Here is an 18,600-nt window from a genome sequence, read left to right on the forward strand (position 1 = left end):
CGCGTCGGACCGCTGCTCGAACTGCCGTCGATCGTGCCGACCGAGCCCGAGACCGTTGCCGCACGTGGAGCGGCACTGACTGCGCGACCGCATTCGCGCACGCGAACCGGAACACGACGAGCACCGGACGCCGGCCGGCCGGCGGAGTCCGCTGCGTCGATCGCATCCACGTCGCAGGTTCGCTCGGAACCCGTGTCGCCTCCGGTACCGCTTCCGCTGCCTGCGCCGGTCCGACCGGTTCCGGCTCGCACGGAATCTCAGCACGCCGCCCCGCCCGTACCTGTCCAGGCTCCTGCGGCAGCGCGACCTGTGCCCGCCCGTCCCTGGATCGCGGCGGCACCGATCAGCGAGGGCTCGAAGGCTCAGGACACGGTTGCCGAGCCCACCGCCACGGCGGGAGAGTTCGCTTCCTCGAGATTCACCGACTCATCCGACTCCGTTGCAGTCGATTCGGTTCCGGAGACGTCACCGGTAGTGGAAGATGTTCTCGACGACCACGTGCAGGGGGTGCGGGTCGACGGGGAGGTCGTTGCGTTGAGCGCGAACACGGGGGATTCGTCTGCCGAGAGTTCTGCTGCCGGGTCCGAGGCAGCCGACGACGGCAAGCCTGTTCCGTTCCAGCTGAAGAACGTCTACTGGCTCGACGCCGATTACGACGACGACGACGGCGAGGACGATCGCACCCGGGCTCGGCGCAAGCTTCGCACCGGAGGTGTTCTCGCGCTCGGTCTTGCGTTGGTGGTCGGCCTTTCCGCGTTCATGCTCACCCAACAGAACACACCGCAGGTGGTCGACACCTCGGTCAGTCGCAGCCAGACCGAAGCTCCTGCTGTCACCACCACGGTGGCTCCCACACCGGTGATACCCGCTCCTGTCCTGCCGCCGCCCGCGCCCGCGCCTGCACCGACCACGACCGTCGAACCGACCACGGTGCCGCCGGAGACCGAGGTCTACCAGGAGCCGTGGACGCCGGAGCCGACTACGGCCACGGCCGAGCCTGCTCCGCCGCCGCCCGTCGAGACCGTTCCTCCGACGACGCAGCAGCCGCCTCCGCTGATCCCGGGTTTCCCGGACTTCACGTTGCCGGTGTTCCCGCCGGTTGCTCCTCCCGCTCCCTGATCGAACTCACTTGTCCGCGTGTGTGTTTCGCGGTCGGATGTGCTCGAAGATGAGGATGGTCTCGGTGGCGGCCACGGCAGGGTCGGCACTGAGATTCTCGACGACGAAGTCACGAAGGGTGGCGGTGTCGACGGTCGCCACATGCACCAGGAAGTCGTCCGCACCGGCTATGAAGTAGATGTTCAGCGTCTCCTTCCGCGAGGCGATCTTCGATCCGAATTCGCTGATGCGCCGTCGAGCATCCGCTTGCAGCCGAACCGAGATCATCGCTTGGATGCCCTGGCCGAGAGCCTCGGGATCTATCTCGGCGTGAAAGCCGCGGATGACGCCACGTTCGACGAGGGCACGAACTCGGGCCAGTGCGGTGGATGGCGCTACACCGGCCGCGGCAGCGAGTGCGTTGTTGGGTGTGCGGGCGTCGCGGCGGAGCACGTCGAGCAGGATGTGGTCGATTCGGTCCAGTGGGATCGGCCGAACATCGTTCGGCTGGGACCCTTTGCCGCCCGTCTCGAACGAACTATTGCTCACCATTTTCGGAGTGTACAGAATTATCTTCACTTCCGTTGCGGCTATTCCGTAGATAATTCATAGTTGGCCTACACGGATGGAGCCCCGGCTTCACGTCACCCACCACCGAGGAGGCCGCCATGAAGATCGGAATTCCACGCGAGATCAAGAACCACGAATACCGGGTGGCCATCACCCCGGCGGGCGTGCACGAACTGGTCTCGCGAGGACACGAAGTGATCATCGAAACCGAGGCAGGGGCCGGATCGTCGTTCACCGACACCGACTACAAAGCCGCCGGCGCACAGATCCTCACCGATGTCGACGAGGTCTGGGAGTCGGCCGACCTCCTGCTCAAGGTCAAAGAACCTATCGCCGAGGAGTATTCGCGTCTGCGCAAGGGGCAGGTGCTGTTCACCTACCTGCATCTCGCCGCATCCAAGGAATGCACCGATGCGCTGCTGGAGTCGGGTACCACAGCCATTGCATACGAAACCGTCACTGCTGCAGACGGTTCGCTTCCGCTGCTCGCTCCGATGAGCGAAGTTGCCGGACGCCTCGCCCCGCAGGCCGGTGCCTACCACCTGATGTCGAGCGAAGGCGGACGTGGAGTTCTGATGGGCGGAGTACCCGGAGTGCGCCCTGCCAATGTCGTCGTCATCGGAGCCGGCGTCTCCGGAAAGAACGCCACCGCAATAGCTTTCGGCATGCACGCCGACGTCACCGTGCTCGATCTCGATGTGAAGGCGCTACGCGCCATCGACGATCAGTACCGCGGGGCTGTCAAGACGCTGGTATCGAACGCCTACGAGCTCGAACAGGCCGTTCTCGCAGCGGATCTCGTCATCGGCGCAGTGCTGGTGCCGGGTGCCAAGGCACCGAAGCTGGTGTCCAACAGCCTGGTTCAGCGCATGAAGCCGGGTTCGGTTCTGGTCGACATCGCCATCGATCAGGGCGGCTGCTTCGAGGATTCGCACGCGACCACCCACGCCGATCCCACGTACAAGGTGCACGAGTCGGTGTTCTACTGCGTCGCCAACATGCCCGGTGCCGTTCCGCGCACCTCCACCTACGCGCTCACCAACGCGACCCTGCCGTACGTGGTCGCACTCGCCGACAAGGGTTGGGAAGCTGCATGCGAGGCGGACTCGGGTCTCAAAGCCGGACTGAGCACGCACAACGGTGCCTCGCTCTCGGAGACCGTCGCGGCTGCATTCGCCTGAGCGGGTGAGCGGCTCCGCCGCACGTGCATAGAAACTCGTAGCCCACTACGAACTTCTGCTCACATGGGTCGCAGCCGCTCTCACGCACTGTGGCGGCCGGAGCGCCGGGTTTTGCGGGTGGATACCGCGGCCCGGCGCTCTGCTCGGTTCGAGGGTCCTGTGACGTTGATGGGACGCGCGAGCAGCACGGCGATCGCCGTGGTCAGCGGAACCGACAACGCCAGCGCCACACCGCCCACCGCGGAGCGCACGATCTCGATGGCCACCGAATCTCCGGTGAGCACGTCCTGGATCGACCGGTCGGCGACGCTGAAGAGCAGCAGCAGCGGCAGCGCGCCACCGGCGTACGCGAGCACGAGCGTGTAGACGGTGCTGGCGATGTGGTCACGCCCCACCCGCATCGTGGCAGTGAAGATCTCGCGTCGCGATGCCGTCTCGTCCACCGAGGCGAGCTCGAAGGCGGCCGACGCCTGCGTGATCGTCACGTCGTTGAGCACTCCGAGTGAGCCGATGATGAAGCCGGCCAACAGCAGGCCGGTGACGCTGACGTTGCCGATGTATGTCTGGACGGCGGTGTTCTGTTCCTCGGACAACCCGGTCAGGTGGGTCATGCGAATGGCGACGTAGGACAGCACCGCCGCCACCGCCATGGAGGTGAGAGTGCCCAACAGCGCCGAGCTGGTGCGCAGATTCACCCCGTGCGCCAGATACAGCACGGCGTAGAGGATCACCGCCCCGGCGACGAGGGCCACCGGAATGGCGGGTGCACCGTCGAGCAGGGCGGGCAGCATGAACACCACCAGCACGGCGAACGCGATGAGCAGGCCCACCAGTGCGCGGAATCCCCGCCAGCGGGCGACGACACAGATGACCACGGCGAACACACCGACGATCAGTGCCAGCGGCAGCCCGCGCGAGTAGTCGTTGAAGGAGTAGCGGACCCCACCGGCGGGGTCGGTCTGCACAACCAGCCGAATGTCCTCACCGGCGCTCAGGGTCGGTTGGCCGGGACCGGGCGCGATCTCGAGTACCGTCCGCTTGCCTGCGTCCTCACCGGTGGTGATATCCACGATGCTGCGCTGACATTCGTACGAGTCGTTGACTGCAGGCGTCGGGTCGCCGGTGAACGCTCGGCCTGCGTCGGGACTGCCGCAGGGCCCGATGCTCTGCGAGGTGATGGTGCCGGCCTCGGTGGACACCGCACCTCCGCCGGAGGTCTGGAACGGCAGCGGGATATCGATGCTCTGCTGGCTGGGCCACAGAGCGATGGCACCGCCGATCACGGCGATCGCAATGGCGACCAGGAGTCCGACGACGACCTTGGCCGCTACCGGCCCCAACGGCACCGGTGCGTCACTGTGGCCGTGCCCGTGACCATGCCCCACCTGAGATCCGAGGCTCGGCTTACTGCCGTCGGGAGGATTGCCGTGTGATTCCACGGTGCCAGGCTAGTGGCCGATGCGAGGAGCTCGGTGGCGGGGAGCAGGGGGGGCGTCCCCCGCCACCACCTGACCGACCCGGGGGGGAGGGGTACGACCAGGCTCGCGGGCACCGAAGTGCCGTCCGCCAATGTACAGATCATTCGTCGTTCAGGCGTGATCGCCCCGATGTTTTGTGCATCACTTTCAACTACTTTTCGGTAACTTGGCGTCTCACTGCTTGTACGACGCGAGGAAGTTACCGAACCTCTCGATCGCCACGGCCAGATCTCGTGCCCACGGCAGGGTCACGATGCGGACGTGATCATGGCCGGGCCAGTTGAATCCGGTGCCCTGAACCACCAGGATCTTCTCCTGCAGCAGCAGATCCTGGACGAGCTTCTCGTCGTCGTAGATCTCGTGCACTTCGGGATCGAGGCGCGGGAACGCGTACAGCGCACCCCGTGGCTTGACGCACGAGACGCCGTGGATCGCGTTGAGCTTCTCCCACGCGACGTCGCGCTGCTCGAGCAGGCGGCCGCCGGGCAGGATCAGATCCTCGATGCTCTGATATCCGCCGAGTGCAACCTGAATGGCATGTTGCGCTGGCACATTGGGGCACAGCCGCGTCGACGCGAGAAGGTCGATACCCTCGATGAAACCTGCGGCGTGCGCCTTCGGTCCGGTGATCGCCAGCCATCCGGCGCGGTAACCGGCCACTCGATACGCCTTGGACAGTCCGTTGTACGTCAGGCAAAGCAGATCGGGAGCCAGGCTCGCCAGCGAGGTGTGCTCTGCGTCGTCGTAGAGGATCCGGTCGTAGATCTCGTCCGCGAGCAACAGCAGCTGATGCTTGCGTGCCAGATCGACGATGCCCTGCAGCACCTCCTTCGAGTACACCGCGCCCGTCGGGTTGTTGGGATTGATCACCAGCAGTGCGACGGTCTTCGGGGTGATCTTGGACTCGATGTCGGCCAGGTCGGGATTCCACCCGTTCTCCTCGTCGCACATGTAGTGCACGGCCTTGCCGCCGGACAGCGTCGTCATCGCCGTCCACAGCGGGTAGTCCGGGGCCGGGATCAACACCTCGTCACCGTCGTCGAGCAACGCCTGCATCGTCATCGTGATGAGCTCGGACACCCCGTTGCCGAGGTAGATGTCGTCGACGTCGAGCTCCGGGAAGCCCGGTTCGAGTTCGTAGCGCGTCACGATGGCCCGGCGGGCCGACAGGATGCCCTTGGACTCCGAATACCCCTGGGCCACCGGCAGCGCCGCGATCATGTCACGCACGATCACGTCGGGAGCCTCGAATCCGAACGGTGCCGGATTGCCGATGTTGAGCTTGAGGATGCGGTGCCCCTCGGCCTCGAGGCGGGCGGCGTGGGCGTGTACCGGTCCGCGGATCTCGTACAGCACGTTCTGCAGCTTGGTCGACTGCTGCAACGTGCGGTAACGCGGCTGGGAATGGATCTGCGGAGTGGTCACCCGTCACATCGTGCCAGGTGGGCGGTATCGGTTTCCACAAGGTTGTTTCGCGCGGGGTTGTTTCGCGCGCGAACGTGCGGTCAACCGTGAGCCGGATCGGGTCGACCGGACCACCACGGTGCTGCGGCGGTCGGATCGAGGCCGACCAGGCTGTTCAGCTCGTCGAACAGCTCGAGTTCTCTCGCCTCGTCGTAGGACTCGTCCGAGGAGGCAGTCCGACGGTCGATCTCGACGTAGTCTCCACGCGGCCCGGTCGCCAGTGCGAGGGTGGCCAAGTTCCGGCCCGACACCTCGGGTGTTGACACTCCGGGCAGCGGTCGCAGGATCGGCATCACCCGCTTCCACGCGAATTGGGCGACGGTACCGCGATACCTCGCGAGCTCGGTCCCCGGCATCATTCCGGGATCGAAACAGATGGGGACGACGGATTTCGGTGCGCGTCGCGCAAGCTCGTGGGTGTGGTGAAGCAACGCGAGTTTGCTCGTGGAGTACGCGACGCCACCGCCGATCCCGCGGATGGTGGCCAATTGTCCAGCCGATGCCCATTGCGGCGCGGGCACCATCGCGTACGAGCGTCGAAATTGTCCGTAGTGCGTGCCGGATCCGACGTGCACGACTGTCGTCTCCTGCACGTGCGGCGACAACATTCCCAGAAGCAGATGTGGCGCAAGCACATTGACGGCGAACGTCAGCTCGTATCCGTCCGAACTTCGTGCCGAGGTGTCCACCGTCTGGATCCCGGCAGCCAACACGACTGCCTGCAGTGGCCCACTGATCTGCTCGGCCGCGGCGCGTACCGAGTCCAGGCTCGACTGGTCGCAGACGACGTACGTCTGGCCGGGAATCGCGCTTTCGAGTTCGGCCAGCCGTCGGTTGGACCGCGCGGTGAGTATCAGGGGGTGACGTTCGGCCAGGCGCAATGCTGCCTGCATGCCGAGGCCGGAGGTTGCACCGGTGATCAGAATGGGTCTGTCAGTTAATATCATATTGGCACACTATGACATTATTGCGCGCAGTATCGAGAGGTGGTGTACTCGAACGGTGTCTGCGCCCGCCTCCCGACGTCAGCTCCGCACGCGAGATCGGCTGGCGTCCGCGGCAGTGCGACTGTTCGCGGAGCAGGGCTACGAAAACACCACCGTTGCGCAGATCGCAGACGGGGCCGACCTGTCCGCCCGCTCGTTCTTTCGCTACTTCGCAGACAAAGATGCGGTGCTGTTCTCCGGAGAAACTGCGTTGCTCGATGCGGTGGCGCGGGTCGTCGAGGATCACGCCGACGATCTCGGGTCACTGATGCACGATGCGCTGCACGCCGCTGCGGACGCGCTCGACCTCGACCGGGACGGCTTCGTGGTGCGTCACCGTGTCATTGCTGCGAGCGACCGACTCAGAGGGCGTGAACAGGTGATCCAGCTCGACATGCAGGCGGCGTTGTCTGCTGGGCTCGTCGCTGCCGGTGTCGAGCGCAACGAAGCCTCGCTGACGGCGCGAATGACGATGGCCCTGTGGAACGAGGCATGCGAACGGTGGGTCACCTCGGGATTGCGTCTGGGCGATCACCTCGACGCCGTCCTGGCGGAGTTTCGCAACCTGTAGTCCGTAGTGGTTGTCGGTGCCGGGTGGAACAATCTCGTTCCATGTGCGGACGGTATGCCAGTACCCGGAGTGACAGCGACCTGCAGGCGGTGTTCGACATCGCCGAGACCATCGGTGCGGAGGTGCCGCCGTCCTACAACGTGGCCCCCACACAGACAGTCCGGACGGTGCTCGAACGGCCTCCGAAGGACGAACCCGAGGCCGACGCCGTGCGACAACTGCGGTCGGTGCGCTGGGGCCTGATCCCGTCGTGGGCGAAGGACGCGAAAATCGGTTCCCGGCTGATCAACGCCAGGTCCGAGACCATCACCGAGAAGCCGTCGTTCAAGAAGGCAGCAAGCCGTCGGCGATGCATCGTCCCTGCCGACGGTTACTACGAGTGGGAGAAGCGCGACGGCGCGAAGGTGCCGTACTTCTTACACGACGGTGACACGGGTCGTTCCGCAGGCTCCACTCCTGGGGGCGTATTGGCAATGGCGGGCCTTTACGAGCTGTGGCGAGACCCCACCAAAGCCGAGGACGACGAAAACCGCTGGGTCTGGTCGGTCACCGTGCTGACCTCGCCGGCTGCCGACGCCCTGGGACACATTCACGATCGTTCGCCCGTCGTACTCCCACCTGATCTGCGCGCGAGTTGGCTCGATCCCACCGTGACCGACCTCGGCGCGGTTCAGGACATGTTGGCCGCGATCCCCGAACCACGTCTCGAGCCGTACGAGGTGAGCACCGCGGTGAACAGCGTGAAGAACAACAGCCCGGAGCTGCTGACGCCGGTGTAGCGCGGCTCAGGCGAGTCGCAACCGGCAGATGTCGGTAATCGCGGCCCGCTCGTCCGGCGTCAGCTCCTCGGCGACCGGCGAATCGAGGATTCGACGCAATCGCTGGAAGTAGGTACGCGCGTCGACGCCGAATGCCACGTAGATGTCCTCGTCGCTGCCACCGCCGTACCCACGCCAGGTTCGGCCGAATGTCAGAATCTCGTGGTCCACCGAATGGGTAGTGGTCCGGCGCATGGTGTTCCCCCTAGTGCTACTTGACTCCTATCATCCGGGTCACGGTTGAAGGGCCGGTGAACAACGCGTTACGTGCACGTCAGTTCACTAAGGTGGACGGCGTGACCGCTCTCGCCTTCGGATCCTGGCCCTCGCCCATCACCGCAGCAGATCTGTCGTCGGCGGGCCACCCCGTCGAGGGTGGGTGCTTCGTCGGCAGCGAGATCTGGTGGTCGGAACTGCGGCCCGCCGAACAGGGCCGGACGGCCATCTGCCGCTATGTCGACGGAGAAGTACAGCCTGTTCTGCCCGCACCGTTCAACGCCCGATCCCGCGTCCACGAATACGGCGGGGGAGCCTGGACCGCGACGGCAGCCGGCGACCTGGTGTTCGCCGAATTCTCCGATCAACGCGTCTACCGACTCACCCCCGGCGGCGCACCCGCACCGCTGACTCCGAAACCGGCTGTGGCGTCGAGCATCCGGTACGCCGATCTCTCGGTGGTAGGCACCCACGTGATCGCAGTTCGCGAGATGCACGACGCGGGCGCGGTGTCACGAGACATCGTGGCCATCGATCTCGGCGGCAGCGGAGTGCGCTCGCTGGTGGCGGGCTCGGACTTCCTTGCGTTCCCGAAACTTTCACCCGACGGCACCCGCATCGCATGGATTGCGTGGAACCACCCGCAGATGCCCTGGGACGGAACCGAACTACGCGTTGCCTCCCTCGCTGATCCCGGCGCATGGACGGTGCTGCTCGGCTCGACCGAGGAATCGGTGATGCAGCCGGAATGGATCGACAACCAATCGCTGTACGCCATCAGCGACCGAAGTGGTTGGTGGAACCTGTATTCGGTCACGCTCGACGGATCGGTCACACCGCTTCGGGCGCTCGACGCCGATTTCGGGGCTCCGCTGTGGCGATTGGGAGCGAGCTGGTACTCGATGCTCGACGACGGGAAGCTGCTCACCGTGCGTACCGTCGGCACCGACACGCTGGCGGTACTCGATCCGGCGTCCGGGGCACTCGAGGACATCGCGCTCGACGGTGTGACCTCGGTGGGGCTCGGTGGGCGCTCCGGGGCGACCGTGCTCCTCAAGTGCGGCGGAGCTCGGGTGGCAGCGGGGTTGTTCGCCCTCGACCTGGAATCCGGCGAACTGACCTCGGTACGTTCGGGTTTCGAATCCGTACCCGACAGCGCATACCTGCCCGAGGGTCGTCAGGTGACGTTCCAAGGGCCGAACCGTGAGGTGCACGCCATCACCTATGCGCCGCGCAACCCGTCCTACGAGGGGTTGGACGGCGAACTGCCGCCGTACGTCGCGTTCGTTCACGGCGGCCCGACCGCGCACGTTGCCCCCGCTCTGAACCCGTTGTTCGCCTACTTCACCAGCCGCGGCATCGGCGTCGTAGATGTGAACTACGGCGGGTCGAGTGGATACGGCCGTGAGTACCGCGACCGACTGCGCGGGCAGTGGGGAGTGGTCGACGTCGAAGACACCATCGCCGCAGTGCAGGGGCTGGCAGACAGCGGACTCGCCGACCCACGCCGGTTGGCCATCGAAGGCGGATCCGCAGGTGGTTGGACTGTTCTGGCCGCGCTGACATCCTCCGACGTGTTCGCTTGCGGCGCATCGTACTTCGGTGTCGCCGAGCTGGAGCTGTTCGTCGCCGAGACTCACGACTTCGAGTCCCGCTACATCGACGGGCTCATCGGACCGTTGCCCGAGGCCATCGACCTGTACCGCACCCGTGCGCCGGTCAACAACGTCGACGGACTGTCCTGCCCGGTGCTGTTGTTGCAGGGGCTCGACGATCCGATCGTGCCGCCGTCACAGGCCGAGCGGTTCCGAGATGCCATGGTGAAGAAGGGAATCCCGCACGCCTACTTGGCCTATGCGGGGGAGTCGCACGGATTCCGCAAACTGGAGACACAGGTGAACGCGCGAGAATCCGAACTGTCCTTCTACGGCCAGGTCATGGGCTTCACGCCGCCCGGAATCCCGGAGCTGAAGTTGTGGCGTCCCGCTAGCTGAGTGGTGGGTGCGCGCGCTTCGCTTCCAGAAACTCGAGGAGCGCGCTGGGGATGGCGCAGTACTTGCTGTTGCCCTCGGACAATTTGCTGCCTGCCTCGAACGCTGCCTTCGACGGGCCGTCGTGTTCGCGGATGAGTGCACAGAGGCGCTCGTCGGTGCGGCCGGATTCGCAACACTGCTCGACGTGCGCTCGATCGTCCGGTGACAGAGCCGTCCACCACTCGTCGTAGCGGCGAAAGAGCTTGTCCGCGTCGTCGGTCATGCCTGCTCCCTACTTGTCGGTACGCCTTCGAGTCCGACCATACTCACGATGTCCGATTCGGCCACTGCCGAGGGGGGATGCAGTGGGAGTGGGGGGACCTCACACCCCTGTTGACGACTGCACGCCCCTGCTCTGACTTGAGCGTGGGCGCGCGGTCGGTAGAAAGGTCGCTCGGTTGCCGCGTCCCGCTCTGTCTGCAGCATCGCGGTCATCTGAGCTGGTTGTGCTGCTCGAGGTCAGACGAAGTCGATTCCTTATCCATCCGCTTCGGACATGCCGCTGACGCGCAGGCCTAGGAACCTTCGGATTTCGAGGTGAGCTGGTGTTTGTGAACCGTCCGAACCATTGCGCAGAATTCGGTAGCGACCGGGGTCAAGTGGGGACTGTCCCAGATGCAGAAGACTTCGATGCGCGGCGTCGTCGCTTTCATGGGTACGTAGACGATCCCTGGATAAGGGTGCATGTGTGGCGTCGACTCGGCCGTGATTCCGATTCCGTGGCCCAGCGACACATGATGGTTCCATTCGTCGACCGATCCACATTCGATCGGTCGACTGAAGGGACGGGTATGGGCAGGCCATAGGTCCATTGTGGTTGTGCCCGACATGATATCGAGCACGATGATGTCGTCCGAAAGGTCGGAGAGTGCGAGCTCCGGACGGTCCGCCAACCGATGCCGCTGGGACAGTGCGACGACTCTTGCTTCACCGAACAACGAGCTGGAAAAGCTGACCGAGGCGATTCCCTGCCGAACTATCCCCAGGTCGGCCTCTCCCGACTCGACACCGGAGGTGCGGCTCGCGAACCTCTTGAGCATCAACTGCTCCTGTGGTTTGGTGGCATTCCACGTCTCGAACACTGTGTTGGTCAGAGATCCCAAGGCCGACCACACGTAGCCGACTGTGACTGTGCCCACCGACTCGGGAGGTTGCACGGCCAGATCGAACGCCGAGATCGCCCGCGAGGCCCTGACGAGGTAGGCCTCACCGGTTGTCGTCAGCGTCGCGCCGGCAGACGTTCTGTCGAACAGTCGAGCTCCGATTTCGCGTTCGAGCTGCGCAATGGAGCGAGAGAGAGCCGGCTGTCCAACATGCAAACGGCGCGCAGCACGAGAAATGCTGCCCTCCTCGGACACTGCGATGAGCGCCTGCAGGTGACGAAGTTCCAGTCCCATGTTTCAGAAGCATAGTGCGCGCTGATTCGGCATTACCCCCAGCTCTGCCAGCTGAGCTAGTTTCGTTCCTGCTCGATGCGCGTAGTGCGGATATGTCATGAGTGAGCCATTGCACTCAGCAGCGAAACCGGGGAGGGATTGACCTTGGCCGTCCGGCCGGAAGAACTGACCACATTCGATCCATATCTTCAGCTACCAGGAGTCGTCTACACGGATGAGTTGTACCTCAAAGTCGAGCATTTGAACACTGCTGGATCCGTAAAAATGAAGGCCGCTCGATATCTCATCAGCGACGCCGAGAAGAAACACGGAGACCTTTCGGGAAGGTTGATTATCGAATCGTCGTCCGGGAACCTCGGCATTGCTTTGGCAATGATTTGTGCCGCTCGAAATTACAAGTTTCGGTGTGTAGTCGATCCCAATAGCAATGTGGCTGCGATTGCAGAAATGCAAGCCTACGGCGCAGAGATCCACCGTGTGTGTGATCGCGATGAAAACGGGGGGTATCTCGGTACGCGTTTGGCTGCTATCGATCAGATCATAGCTACCGACTCAACCGCGATCTGGCTGAACCAATATCAGAATCCAAGTAACCCGATTGCGCACATGGCGTTGACTGGTCCGGAGCTTGCCGCAGCATTTCACCACATCGACTATCTGTTTATCGGAGTCGGCACAGGGGGCACCATCCGCGGTGTAGTCGACTATTTGAGCCGTCTGGGAACGGCTACCACGGTGGTCGCCGTCGATACTGTCGGATCTGTGACTTTCGGGGACGATCCTGCTCCGCGATACATCCCAGGGCTTGGTACCAGCAGGCGTCCAGGTCACGTACAGGGCCTCGATGTCGACAATATCGAACTCGTGGACGAGCTGGCCGCGGTTGTCGAATGCCGCCGCCTCGCGAGGGAGCACGGTCTGCTGGCGGGCGGTAGCACTGGAAGCGTCATGGCAGCCATTCGCCGGTACGATTCAGGTTTCAAAAAACACGATGTCGTGGTCGGTATCTCACCGGATTCTGGTCAACGATATTTGAACACAATTTTCGACGATTGCTGGGTCGCGACAACATTTGGCGCAGTTGTACCCTCTGTACCGGCAACACCGACAAGAAATGAGCTCCAGCCGTGAACGCGGTTTCTATCATCAATCAGAGTCAAACATCCCATGCGCTGCAAAACAAAAATTCCGTTCTGGAACTTGTTGCGGCCGCTTACAAGGCGCACCGCGTCAACCCTGAGCAGACCCCACGCTCGCACTTTCTTCGTTTCGCGGACCGTCCAGCGGACCGTATTATTGCGTTGCTTTCGCGGTTTAAGAATTCGACCGGTCGAGACTACGCGGGCGTGAAATGGGTATCCAGCTTCCCTGCGAATCTGGAATCGGGACGTCCCAGAGCCTTCGCATCGATAGTCCTCAACGATATGCAGACCGGTTATCCCGTTGCGTTTATCGCCGCCTCGCCGATCAACGCTGCCCGCACGGCAGCATCCGCTGCGTTGGCGGCGGATTCCATCTATCGAACCCGCGGGAACGGGCCTGGGTCCATCGGACTGATCGGCGCGGGCTATATCGGGGTCAGCATCCTCGACTACCTTCACCACCTCGGCCTGAGCGCCCCCGTCGCAGTCCATGACAACGACCCCGTTCGCGCCGCTGAGCTGACTCATTCGATAGGCGTCACTCAGACACTTGGTCTCGAGCAAGCGTTGGACTCGGACCTGGTCGTGTTCGCAACAACCGCTCAGGCTCCGTTCGTGTCGCGTCCTTTTCGAGATGGTCAAGTAGTCCTGCACGTCTCACTCCGTGATCTGGAACCTTCCGTTCTCCTAGACGCACAGAACATCGTGGACGACGCGGAACACGCTGTGCGCGAGGGCACTTCTCTCCAGCTCGCAAGTAGCGAAGTAGGGCACCTGGACTTCATCAACGGAACAATTCCCGAACTGCTTGCCGGTGAAGTGTCCCTGGACAATCGACCGGTCATAGTGTCGCCGTTCGGTCTCGGAATTCTGGACATTGCGGCCGCTGTCCATGTCTTGGATAACACCGCACACCCCGCCATTGTGGACTTCTTCTAGGATGGAGCGTTCGATGATTCGAGTTGCCATAGTCGGCTTCGGACCTCGCGGACTGGTCGCCCTCGAACGTGTCGGAGCGCATTTGTCCGAGACAGACTTTGCAGCCACGATCGACGTCTTCGACTCGAGCCGATCGGACGGTTGGGGGGTGCACGATCCCGACCTCCCCGAGTTCATCAGACTGAACACCATTGCGTCCCAACTGACGGTGTACACCGACGCCGAGATGGTTTTCCCGGGAGCCCCGACCAAGCCGGGTCCCACGTTTTACGAGTGGGTTCGAGACAACGGCCAGACGGTGGTCGAGTATGGCGATGAGCGACGGCCGGAACGCACGGACTTTCTGCCTCGTGGCCTGATCGGCAAGTACCTCGCCGAAGCAGCGGCCCGATTCACGACCGACACCGACCGTCTCACGGTGAAGGTGCACCGCTACGAAGCAACCGCCGTGCGCGCGCTGTCTACAGGCGCAACTGTCAGAACGGCGACAGATTCGACCGAGCTGCGTTACGACTTGGTCATCATCGCCACCGGTCATGGAGCAGATCGGTCCGCCCGTCAGCTCGAACTGGACCGCGTGCCTCCGCGCCGACGACTTTTGCTCAGGGGCATGGGTCTGACTGCCATGGATCTTGTCGCGCACCTCACCGTCGGGCGCGGCGGCCGTTTCACTCGTGACACCGCTGGAATATTCACCTACCATCAGCGGCGAGGAGCCCTTCCTCACTCTCACCAGCCGATCTGGCCAACTGCCCGCAGCCAGACCCGAGACTGATCCATATGGTCGAGCCCATACGAGCGATCTGTTCGCAGACAATGTCGATTCTCTCCTTTACAAGTACTTCACCGCGTCGACGGATCCGCGAAATAGCGCCCAGAGAATGCTCATCGATGAACTATCGCCGCGATTGAACGACCGCGAACAGCAGCGCCTACACAACAAGCTTTCAGACGACAAGATGTGGGTCGATCACGAAACGTATTCGAGAACCGTCTTCGCCGACGCCAGATGGGACTTGACCGAGGCTTCAGCAGGTATTTCCAAGAGCAACTACAAGGCCACTCTGGAAGCTCTGCGAACCAATCGCGAACAGATTCGCCAAGCCGTGGACGATGCGCACCCGAGGGTGAAGGCAGCATTCTTCGCCGCTACCCCCAACCTGATCAACCGCCTGGTCATCGGACCGCAGAAAGAACGCATCGCGGAGTTGATCGCACTCCACCAGTCAGGAATATTGCAACTGGGACCGGGCCCCGATCCCATACTCACACCAGTAGGCGATGGGTTCCAGGTCGTGTCACGACAATTGACCGTCCCCTCGGTCGTCACCGTCGACGAAATCCTGGATGCCAGGGAGACCTCGGCCGCTGCGTCTTCGCTTTTACCTGCAGGACGTATCGAAGGAGCTCGATTGCACACCAGCGCTGGACCCCAGTCGATATGCGTTGTCGGGCCACCTGCCGAGGGGTATTCGTACTACAACCACTACATTCCCTCGCCGGCAGTTCCGTCTCGAGCCCACCGAGAACTCGACGTGATCCTCATGGAGTTGGTGGGCAGCGTGCAGCCCAGAGTTGCGGTCGAACTATGACCCTCGAACTGATGATCGTCCTTGTCCCGGCCGTCATCGTCGTGGTCGGCGTACTGATCGTCCGACGTGCCGCGTGGCAGGTCGCGCTGGCTTCGGTCCTTGCTGCCGCCGCAATGTTTGCCGTCGTACTCGGTACTGCCGCACTCGTGGAGGCATCCCCACCTGCGCTCGAAGCAGGAATCCTGTTGACCGCCGATGCAGGACTCATCATCTTCCCAGGACTGCTCCTCAACGAAGTGCTGCGTCGCAACGGCACGCACGCGACGATCGTCGGGTGGATCGAGCGCTGGCCCGTCAGTCCTGCCACCGCGACCGTCATTCTCACCGTTGGATTTGCACCGGCACTCGAATCGATCACAGGCTTCGGCGTCTCGCTCCTTGTCACCGTGCCGGTCCTGTTGCAACTGCTACCCCGAGCGAAGGCCTTGCTGGCCTCAATGCTCAGTTTGACGATCATGCCCTGGGGCACCGCTGGTTTGGCAACCACGGTGGCTGCCGACTTATCGGGTAACACCGCCCGCGACATCGGCTTTCAATCATCGTTGTTCAGCGCAGCCATCTTTCCGGCCTTCGCGATCGTGACTGCGCTGCTGGTCTCCGATCGAGCCGAACGCACCCGAACCATCGTCGTTGCGGCAGGATTGGGCGTCACGTTCGCGCTGGTGCTCATAGGTATGAACTTCGTCGGGTTGGTGCCACTCGCCGGCGTCACAGCAGGGGCGGTGACCGGCGTACTCGGTTACATGCTCCTGGCAGCTCGTCGTCAGGCCGCCACGGCACCACCGTGGCGGGCCTTGTCTCCGTTTCTGGTGGTCGTGGCACTTATTTTGGTTGCGCGTGTCGCCGACGCTGCAACGGGTTGGGGAACCGCGGTAGCGCTGCACGCTGGGCGAGTTTCATTCGAGCCCTTGCTCTCTCCCGGTCTCGCGTTGCTGATCGTGTCCGTGGGTTTCGGTTGGCGCTATGTGAACGTCAGCGCTGTCCGGATTGCCGCGCAAGGCGGTTGGAAACCGCTGGTTGCTTTGTTCGGGTTCGCCGCGGCTGCTCAACTCATGAATTACTCTGGGGCGGTTGGTGATCTCGCTGCATTGGTTGGTCGAGCAGGTGACATCGGTTTCGTTGTGTTCGTTCCCTTGCTGGCCGTGATTTCTGGTTACCTGGTGGGATCGAACACCGGTGCCAATGCGTTGATGGTCATTCCGCAACAGAATATCGGTGATTTCTTCGGTGCTGGCTCCGCTGCAGTTGCCTTGCAGAACAGTGGCGCTGGGCATTCGATTTTTGCGTCCGTTCCCGAGACTCTTCTTGTTCTCGCTGTGGCAGGCAAAGGAACTCGCGACGAAGAGACACGCATGCTGAGGTTCGGTTTCAAAATTCTTGGCCTCGTCGTGCTGATCATGGTGATCGGTGCTGCTTTGATGATCGCTTTGTGAGCTGCTACGCGAGCGAATGAGATGGGCAGAGCCGGAAGTGGACCTCACACACTTTCTGACGACTGCGCGCCCCTGCTCTGACGTGAGCGGGGGCGCGCAGTCGGTAGAAAGGTCGCTCGGTTGCCACGTCCCGCTCTGTCGGCAGCATCGCGGATCATCCGCCCGACGAGCTCGGGGTGATCGAGATCCGACCAGGCGATGCGCACCACCTGACGGCCGGTTGCGCGAATGCGATCCTCGCGACGCTTCTCGTCCCACAACACATCGGCCGCAGACTTCCCCTCGGGCACGTAGCGTCCGTACTTCACCTTGCCGTCGAATTCGAGAACGGTCTCGATGTCGGGCAGATCGAAATCCACGCGGCCGACGAAGCCGCGGGAATCTGTGATCAGTACCTGTAGTTGCGGGCTGTAGCCCAGCTGATGCAGCAACACCCGGGCGCGTGATTCCCCGACACTCTCGGATCTGCCGTCCATGAATTCTGCGACTCGACGGGCCATCCGATTGCGGGGTGGTTGGGGCATGAATCCAATGCTGCAACAACATCTTCGGTGGTGAGGCCGCGGGTTCTCGCAGCGAAGTCCGCGACGCAGACGGCCGTCTCGAACGGAAGTGAGCGAGCACAATCGGCATCGGTGCGCGCCAGGCCTGTGACTCGCACGCCGTCGAAGTCCACGACATCGTCGTCGATGTACGGCGAGGTGTGCACTGCTCGAACGGCGCTGCTACGACCGCCGCCACGGGCACGATTGCGCGTGATGTGCACTCGGCTCAGGTCGGCATTCCATACGTCGAGACCGTGGAATATTGCTGCGCTCACATGGCTGACCACGGCATCGGGGGCGATGGTCGCGTCGAACACGGCCTCGGCGATGACTCGATGCTTGTCTTCCATGGGCAGTGCGTCGAATTCGTCTCTGCTGACGAACCTTCCGGGACGGAGTCGACGCCACGCTCGCGTTCGGCAGTAGCGCTGCAGCTCTGCGTCGGAAATTCCGCGGGAGAGAGCGTCGGATCGCGAGACGAAGCGGGTCATGAAGAAATGCTCTCGGGCGCAATCGCTTTCGACAACCCCCAAGCGTCCGATTGTGGATAACTGGTGTGCCTGTGGATAACCGAGGGTCGGGGGACCTCACACCCCTACTGACGACTGCGCGCCCCTGCTCTGAATTGAGCAAGGGCGCGCAGTCGGTAAAAAGGGTGTGAGGTTACTTCCGGCGACCCGGAACCTTGGCTCCCGGAGCGAATCCGAGTCCACCGGCCTTCGGCTTGGGCGGAGTCCGATCATCGGAACCGTTGGATGCGGCCTCACCGGCAGTGTCCGACGCCTCGGCCTTCGGGGCCTCTGCTTCCGGTGCCTCGGTCTTCGGAGCCTCGGGTGCAGCGGCTTCCTGAGTCGGCTCGGCCTTCTCGGGCTCTGCAGTCTTCGGCTCAGCGGGTGCAGCGGCCGCGCCGGGCGTGCGTGCACCCGGCTTCTTGAATCCGGACTTCACGGCCAGACCCTTGGGCTGGACGGTCGGCTTGGATTCTGCTGCAGCCTCGGTAGCGGGTGCCTCCGATGCCGTGGCCTCGGCAACCGGTGCCTCGGCGGCAGGAGCCTCTGTCGCAGGTGCCTCGGACACCGGCGCTTCGGCAGGCGTACCCGGTGCCTTGGCTCCCGGCTTCTTGAATCCGGACTTCAC

18 protein-coding genes and 2 pseudogenes are annotated in these 18,600 nt (G+C 63.3%); 10 read left to right on the forward strand and 10 right to left on the reverse strand.

The genetic code is table 11. The annotated features are described in order from the left end of the window. Positions 1-1,119: pseudogene (locus RHBS_RS28935) on the forward strand (hypothetical protein); the annotation flags it as partial. Positions 1,120-1,125: 6 nt separating this feature from the next. Here RHBS_RS28935 and RHBS_RS11455 read toward each other — a convergent pair. Continuing rightward, positions 1,126-1,650, reverse strand: a complete 525-nt coding sequence (locus tag RHBS_RS11455; protein ID WP_187298447.1) for an Lrp/AsnC family transcriptional regulator — start codon at positions 1,648-1,650, stop codon at positions 1,126-1,128. Between the two features lie 116 nt (positions 1,651-1,766). On the opposite strand from RHBS_RS11455, the gene ald reads away from it, so the two are divergent. Next, complete coding sequence (gene ald / locus RHBS_RS11460; RefSeq protein ID WP_128645586.1) at positions 1,767-2,849, forward strand: alanine dehydrogenase; 1,083 nt, start codon at positions 1,767-1,769, stop codon at positions 2,847-2,849. Positions 2,850-2,929: 80 nt separating this feature from the next. Here the strand turns inward: ald and RHBS_RS11465 are convergent, their stop codons facing one another. The 3 genes from RHBS_RS11465 to RHBS_RS11475 all read right to left on the reverse strand — a co-directional run bounded on the left by RHBS_RS11465 (position 2,930) and on the right by RHBS_RS11475 (position 6,738). Next, a complete protein-coding gene (locus tag RHBS_RS11465; RefSeq protein ID WP_121871031.1) occupies positions 2,930-4,288 on the reverse strand; it encodes a YibE/F family protein in 1,359 nt (452 codons plus the stop codon). Between the two features lie 213 nt (positions 4,289-4,501). After that, a complete protein-coding gene (locus tag RHBS_RS11470) occupies positions 4,502-5,752 on the reverse strand; it encodes a pyridoxal phosphate-dependent aminotransferase (RefSeq protein WP_032396087.1) in 1,251 nt (416 codons plus the stop codon). A gap of 80 nt (positions 5,753-5,832) precedes the next feature. Next, positions 5,833-6,738 (reverse strand): SDR family NAD(P)-dependent oxidoreductase, encoded by a 906-nt coding sequence (locus tag RHBS_RS11475; protein WP_128645587.1) that lies wholly within the window; start codon positions 6,736-6,738, stop codon positions 5,833-5,835. A 55-nt stretch (positions 6,739-6,793) separates the two neighbouring features. Between RHBS_RS11475 and RHBS_RS11480 the strand changes: the two genes are divergently transcribed. Then, entirely contained in the window at positions 6,794-7,348 is a 555-nt protein-coding gene (locus tag RHBS_RS11480; protein ID WP_187298448.1) for a TetR/AcrR family transcriptional regulator, read from the forward strand. Positions 7,349-7,389: 41 nt separating this feature from the next. Beyond that, positions 7,390-8,127 carry an SOS response-associated peptidase gene (locus RHBS_RS11485; RefSeq protein WP_128645589.1) on the forward strand — a complete coding sequence of 246 codons (738 nt, stop codon included), beginning with the start codon at positions 7,390-7,392 and terminating at the stop codon, positions 8,125-8,127. 6 nt (positions 8,128-8,133) lie between these two features. On the opposite strand, the gene RHBS_RS11490 is transcribed toward RHBS_RS11485, so the two are convergent. Next, positions 8,134-8,361, reverse strand: coding sequence for a DUF3263 domain-containing protein (locus RHBS_RS11490; protein ID WP_128645590.1), 228 nt, complete (start codon positions 8,359-8,361; stop codon positions 8,134-8,136). A 101-nt stretch (positions 8,362-8,462) separates the two neighbouring features. Here RHBS_RS11490 and RHBS_RS11495 point away from each other — a divergent pair, with 101 nt between their 5' ends. Continuing rightward, positions 8,463-10,376, forward strand: coding sequence for a prolyl oligopeptidase family serine peptidase (locus RHBS_RS11495; protein WP_128645591.1), 1,914 nt, complete (start codon positions 8,463-8,465; stop codon positions 10,374-10,376). Here the strand turns inward: RHBS_RS11495 and RHBS_RS11500 are convergent. Together RHBS_RS11500 and RHBS_RS11505 are read right to left on the reverse strand one after the other, a co-directional pair. After that, positions 10,369-10,638, reverse strand: a complete 270-nt coding sequence (locus RHBS_RS11500; RefSeq protein WP_128645592.1) for a hypothetical protein — start codon at positions 10,636-10,638, stop codon at positions 10,369-10,371. The genes RHBS_RS11495 and RHBS_RS11500 overlap by 8 nt on opposite strands. A 292-nt stretch (positions 10,639-10,930) precedes the next feature. Next, positions 10,931-11,812, reverse strand: a complete 882-nt coding sequence (locus tag RHBS_RS11505) for a LysR family transcriptional regulator (protein ID WP_128645593.1) — start codon at positions 11,810-11,812, stop codon at positions 10,931-10,933. Positions 11,813-11,956: 144 nt separating this feature from the next. Between RHBS_RS11505 and sbnA the strand changes: the two genes are divergently transcribed. From sbnA to RHBS_RS11525, 5 genes are all read left to right on the forward strand, one after another. Then, complete coding sequence (gene sbnA / locus RHBS_RS11510) at positions 11,957-12,943, forward strand: 2,3-diaminopropionate biosynthesis protein SbnA (RefSeq protein WP_236745372.1); 987 nt, start codon at positions 11,957-11,959, stop codon at positions 12,941-12,943. Then, positions 12,940-13,893: a 2,3-diaminopropionate biosynthesis protein SbnB gene (locus RHBS_RS11515; RefSeq protein ID WP_128645595.1), complete on the forward strand. Its 954-nt coding sequence runs from the start codon at positions 12,940-12,942 to the stop codon at positions 13,891-13,893. Before sbnA ends, RHBS_RS11515 begins: the two co-directional genes overlap by 4 nt. Positions 13,894-13,906: 13 nt before the next feature. Further along, positions 13,907-14,668 carry an FAD/NAD(P)-binding protein gene (locus RHBS_RS11520; protein WP_187298449.1) on the forward strand — a complete coding sequence of 254 codons (762 nt, stop codon included), beginning with the start codon at positions 13,907-13,909 and terminating at the stop codon, positions 14,666-14,668. A 133-nt stretch (positions 14,669-14,801) separates the two neighbouring features. Further along, positions 14,802-15,485 (forward strand): hypothetical protein, encoded by a 684-nt coding sequence (locus RHBS_RS28940; RefSeq protein ID WP_187298450.1) that lies wholly within the window; start codon positions 14,802-14,804, stop codon positions 15,483-15,485. Next, entirely contained in the window at positions 15,482-16,918 is a 1,437-nt protein-coding gene (locus RHBS_RS11525; protein ID WP_187298451.1) for an L-lactate permease, read from the forward strand. Before RHBS_RS28940 ends, RHBS_RS11525 begins: the two co-directional genes overlap by 4 nt. Before the next feature lie 44 nt (positions 16,919-16,962). Here the strand turns inward: RHBS_RS11525 and RHBS_RS30450 are convergent, their stop codons facing one another. The 3 genes and pseudogenes from RHBS_RS30450 to RHBS_RS11535 form a co-directional block, all read right to left on the reverse strand. Then, the gene (locus RHBS_RS30450) at positions 16,963-17,352 is read right to left on the reverse strand and encodes a hypothetical protein (protein ID WP_237669167.1); all 390 of its coding nucleotides are present in this window, start codon (positions 17,350-17,352) and stop codon (positions 16,963-16,965) included. Next, the gene (locus RHBS_RS11530; RefSeq protein ID WP_237669168.1) at positions 17,307-17,954 is read right to left on the reverse strand and encodes a hypothetical protein; all 648 of its coding nucleotides are present in this window, start codon (positions 17,952-17,954) and stop codon (positions 17,307-17,309) included. Before RHBS_RS11530 ends, RHBS_RS30450 begins: the two co-directional genes overlap by 46 nt. 172 nt (positions 17,955-18,126) lie before the next feature. Continuing rightward, positions 18,127-18,600: pseudogene (locus tag RHBS_RS11535) on the reverse strand (Fe-S oxidoreductase); the annotation flags it as partial.

Source organism: Rhodococcus sp. BS-15, assembly GCF_000813105.1.
In the GTDB taxonomy this organism is placed as follows: domain Bacteria; phylum Actinomycetota; class Actinomycetes; order Mycobacteriales; family Mycobacteriaceae; genus Rhodococcoides.

Bases quoted from the DNA above. Each gene is read 5' to 3' on its own strand.
- RHBS_RS11485 (WP_128645589.1), top strand. From the start codon at position 7,390: ATGTGCGGACGGTATGCCAGTACCCGGAGTGACAGCGACCTGCAGGCG.
- RHBS_RS11490 (WP_128645590.1), bottom strand. From the start codon at position 8,361: ATGCGCCGGACCACTACCCATTCGGTGGACCACGAGATTCTGACATTC.
- ald (WP_128645586.1), top strand. From the start codon at position 1,767: ATGAAGATCGGAATTCCACGCGAGATCAAGAACCACGAATACCGGGTG.
- RHBS_RS11500 (WP_128645592.1), bottom strand. From the start codon at position 10,638: ATGACCGACGACGCGGACAAGCTCTTTCGCCGCTACGACGAGTGGTGG.
- RHBS_RS11525 (WP_187298451.1), top strand. From the start codon at position 15,482: ATGACCCTCGAACTGATGATCGTCCTTGTCCCGGCCGTCATCGTCGTG.
- RHBS_RS11520 (WP_187298449.1), top strand. From the start codon at position 13,907: ATGATTCGAGTTGCCATAGTCGGCTTCGGACCTCGCGGACTGGTCGCC.
- RHBS_RS11505 (WP_128645593.1), bottom strand. From the start codon at position 11,812: ATGGGACTGGAACTTCGTCACCTGCAGGCGCTCATCGCAGTGTCCGAG.
- RHBS_RS11455 (WP_187298447.1), bottom strand. From the start codon at position 1,650: ATGGTGAGCAATAGTTCGTTCGAGACGGGCGGCAAAGGGTCCCAGCCG.
- RHBS_RS11530 (WP_237669168.1), bottom strand. From the start codon at position 17,954: ATGACCCGCTTCGTCTCGCGATCCGACGCTCTCTCCCGCGGAATTTCC.
- RHBS_RS11475 (WP_128645587.1), bottom strand. From the start codon at position 6,738: ATGATATTAACTGACAGACCCATTCTGATCACCGGTGCAACCTCCGGC.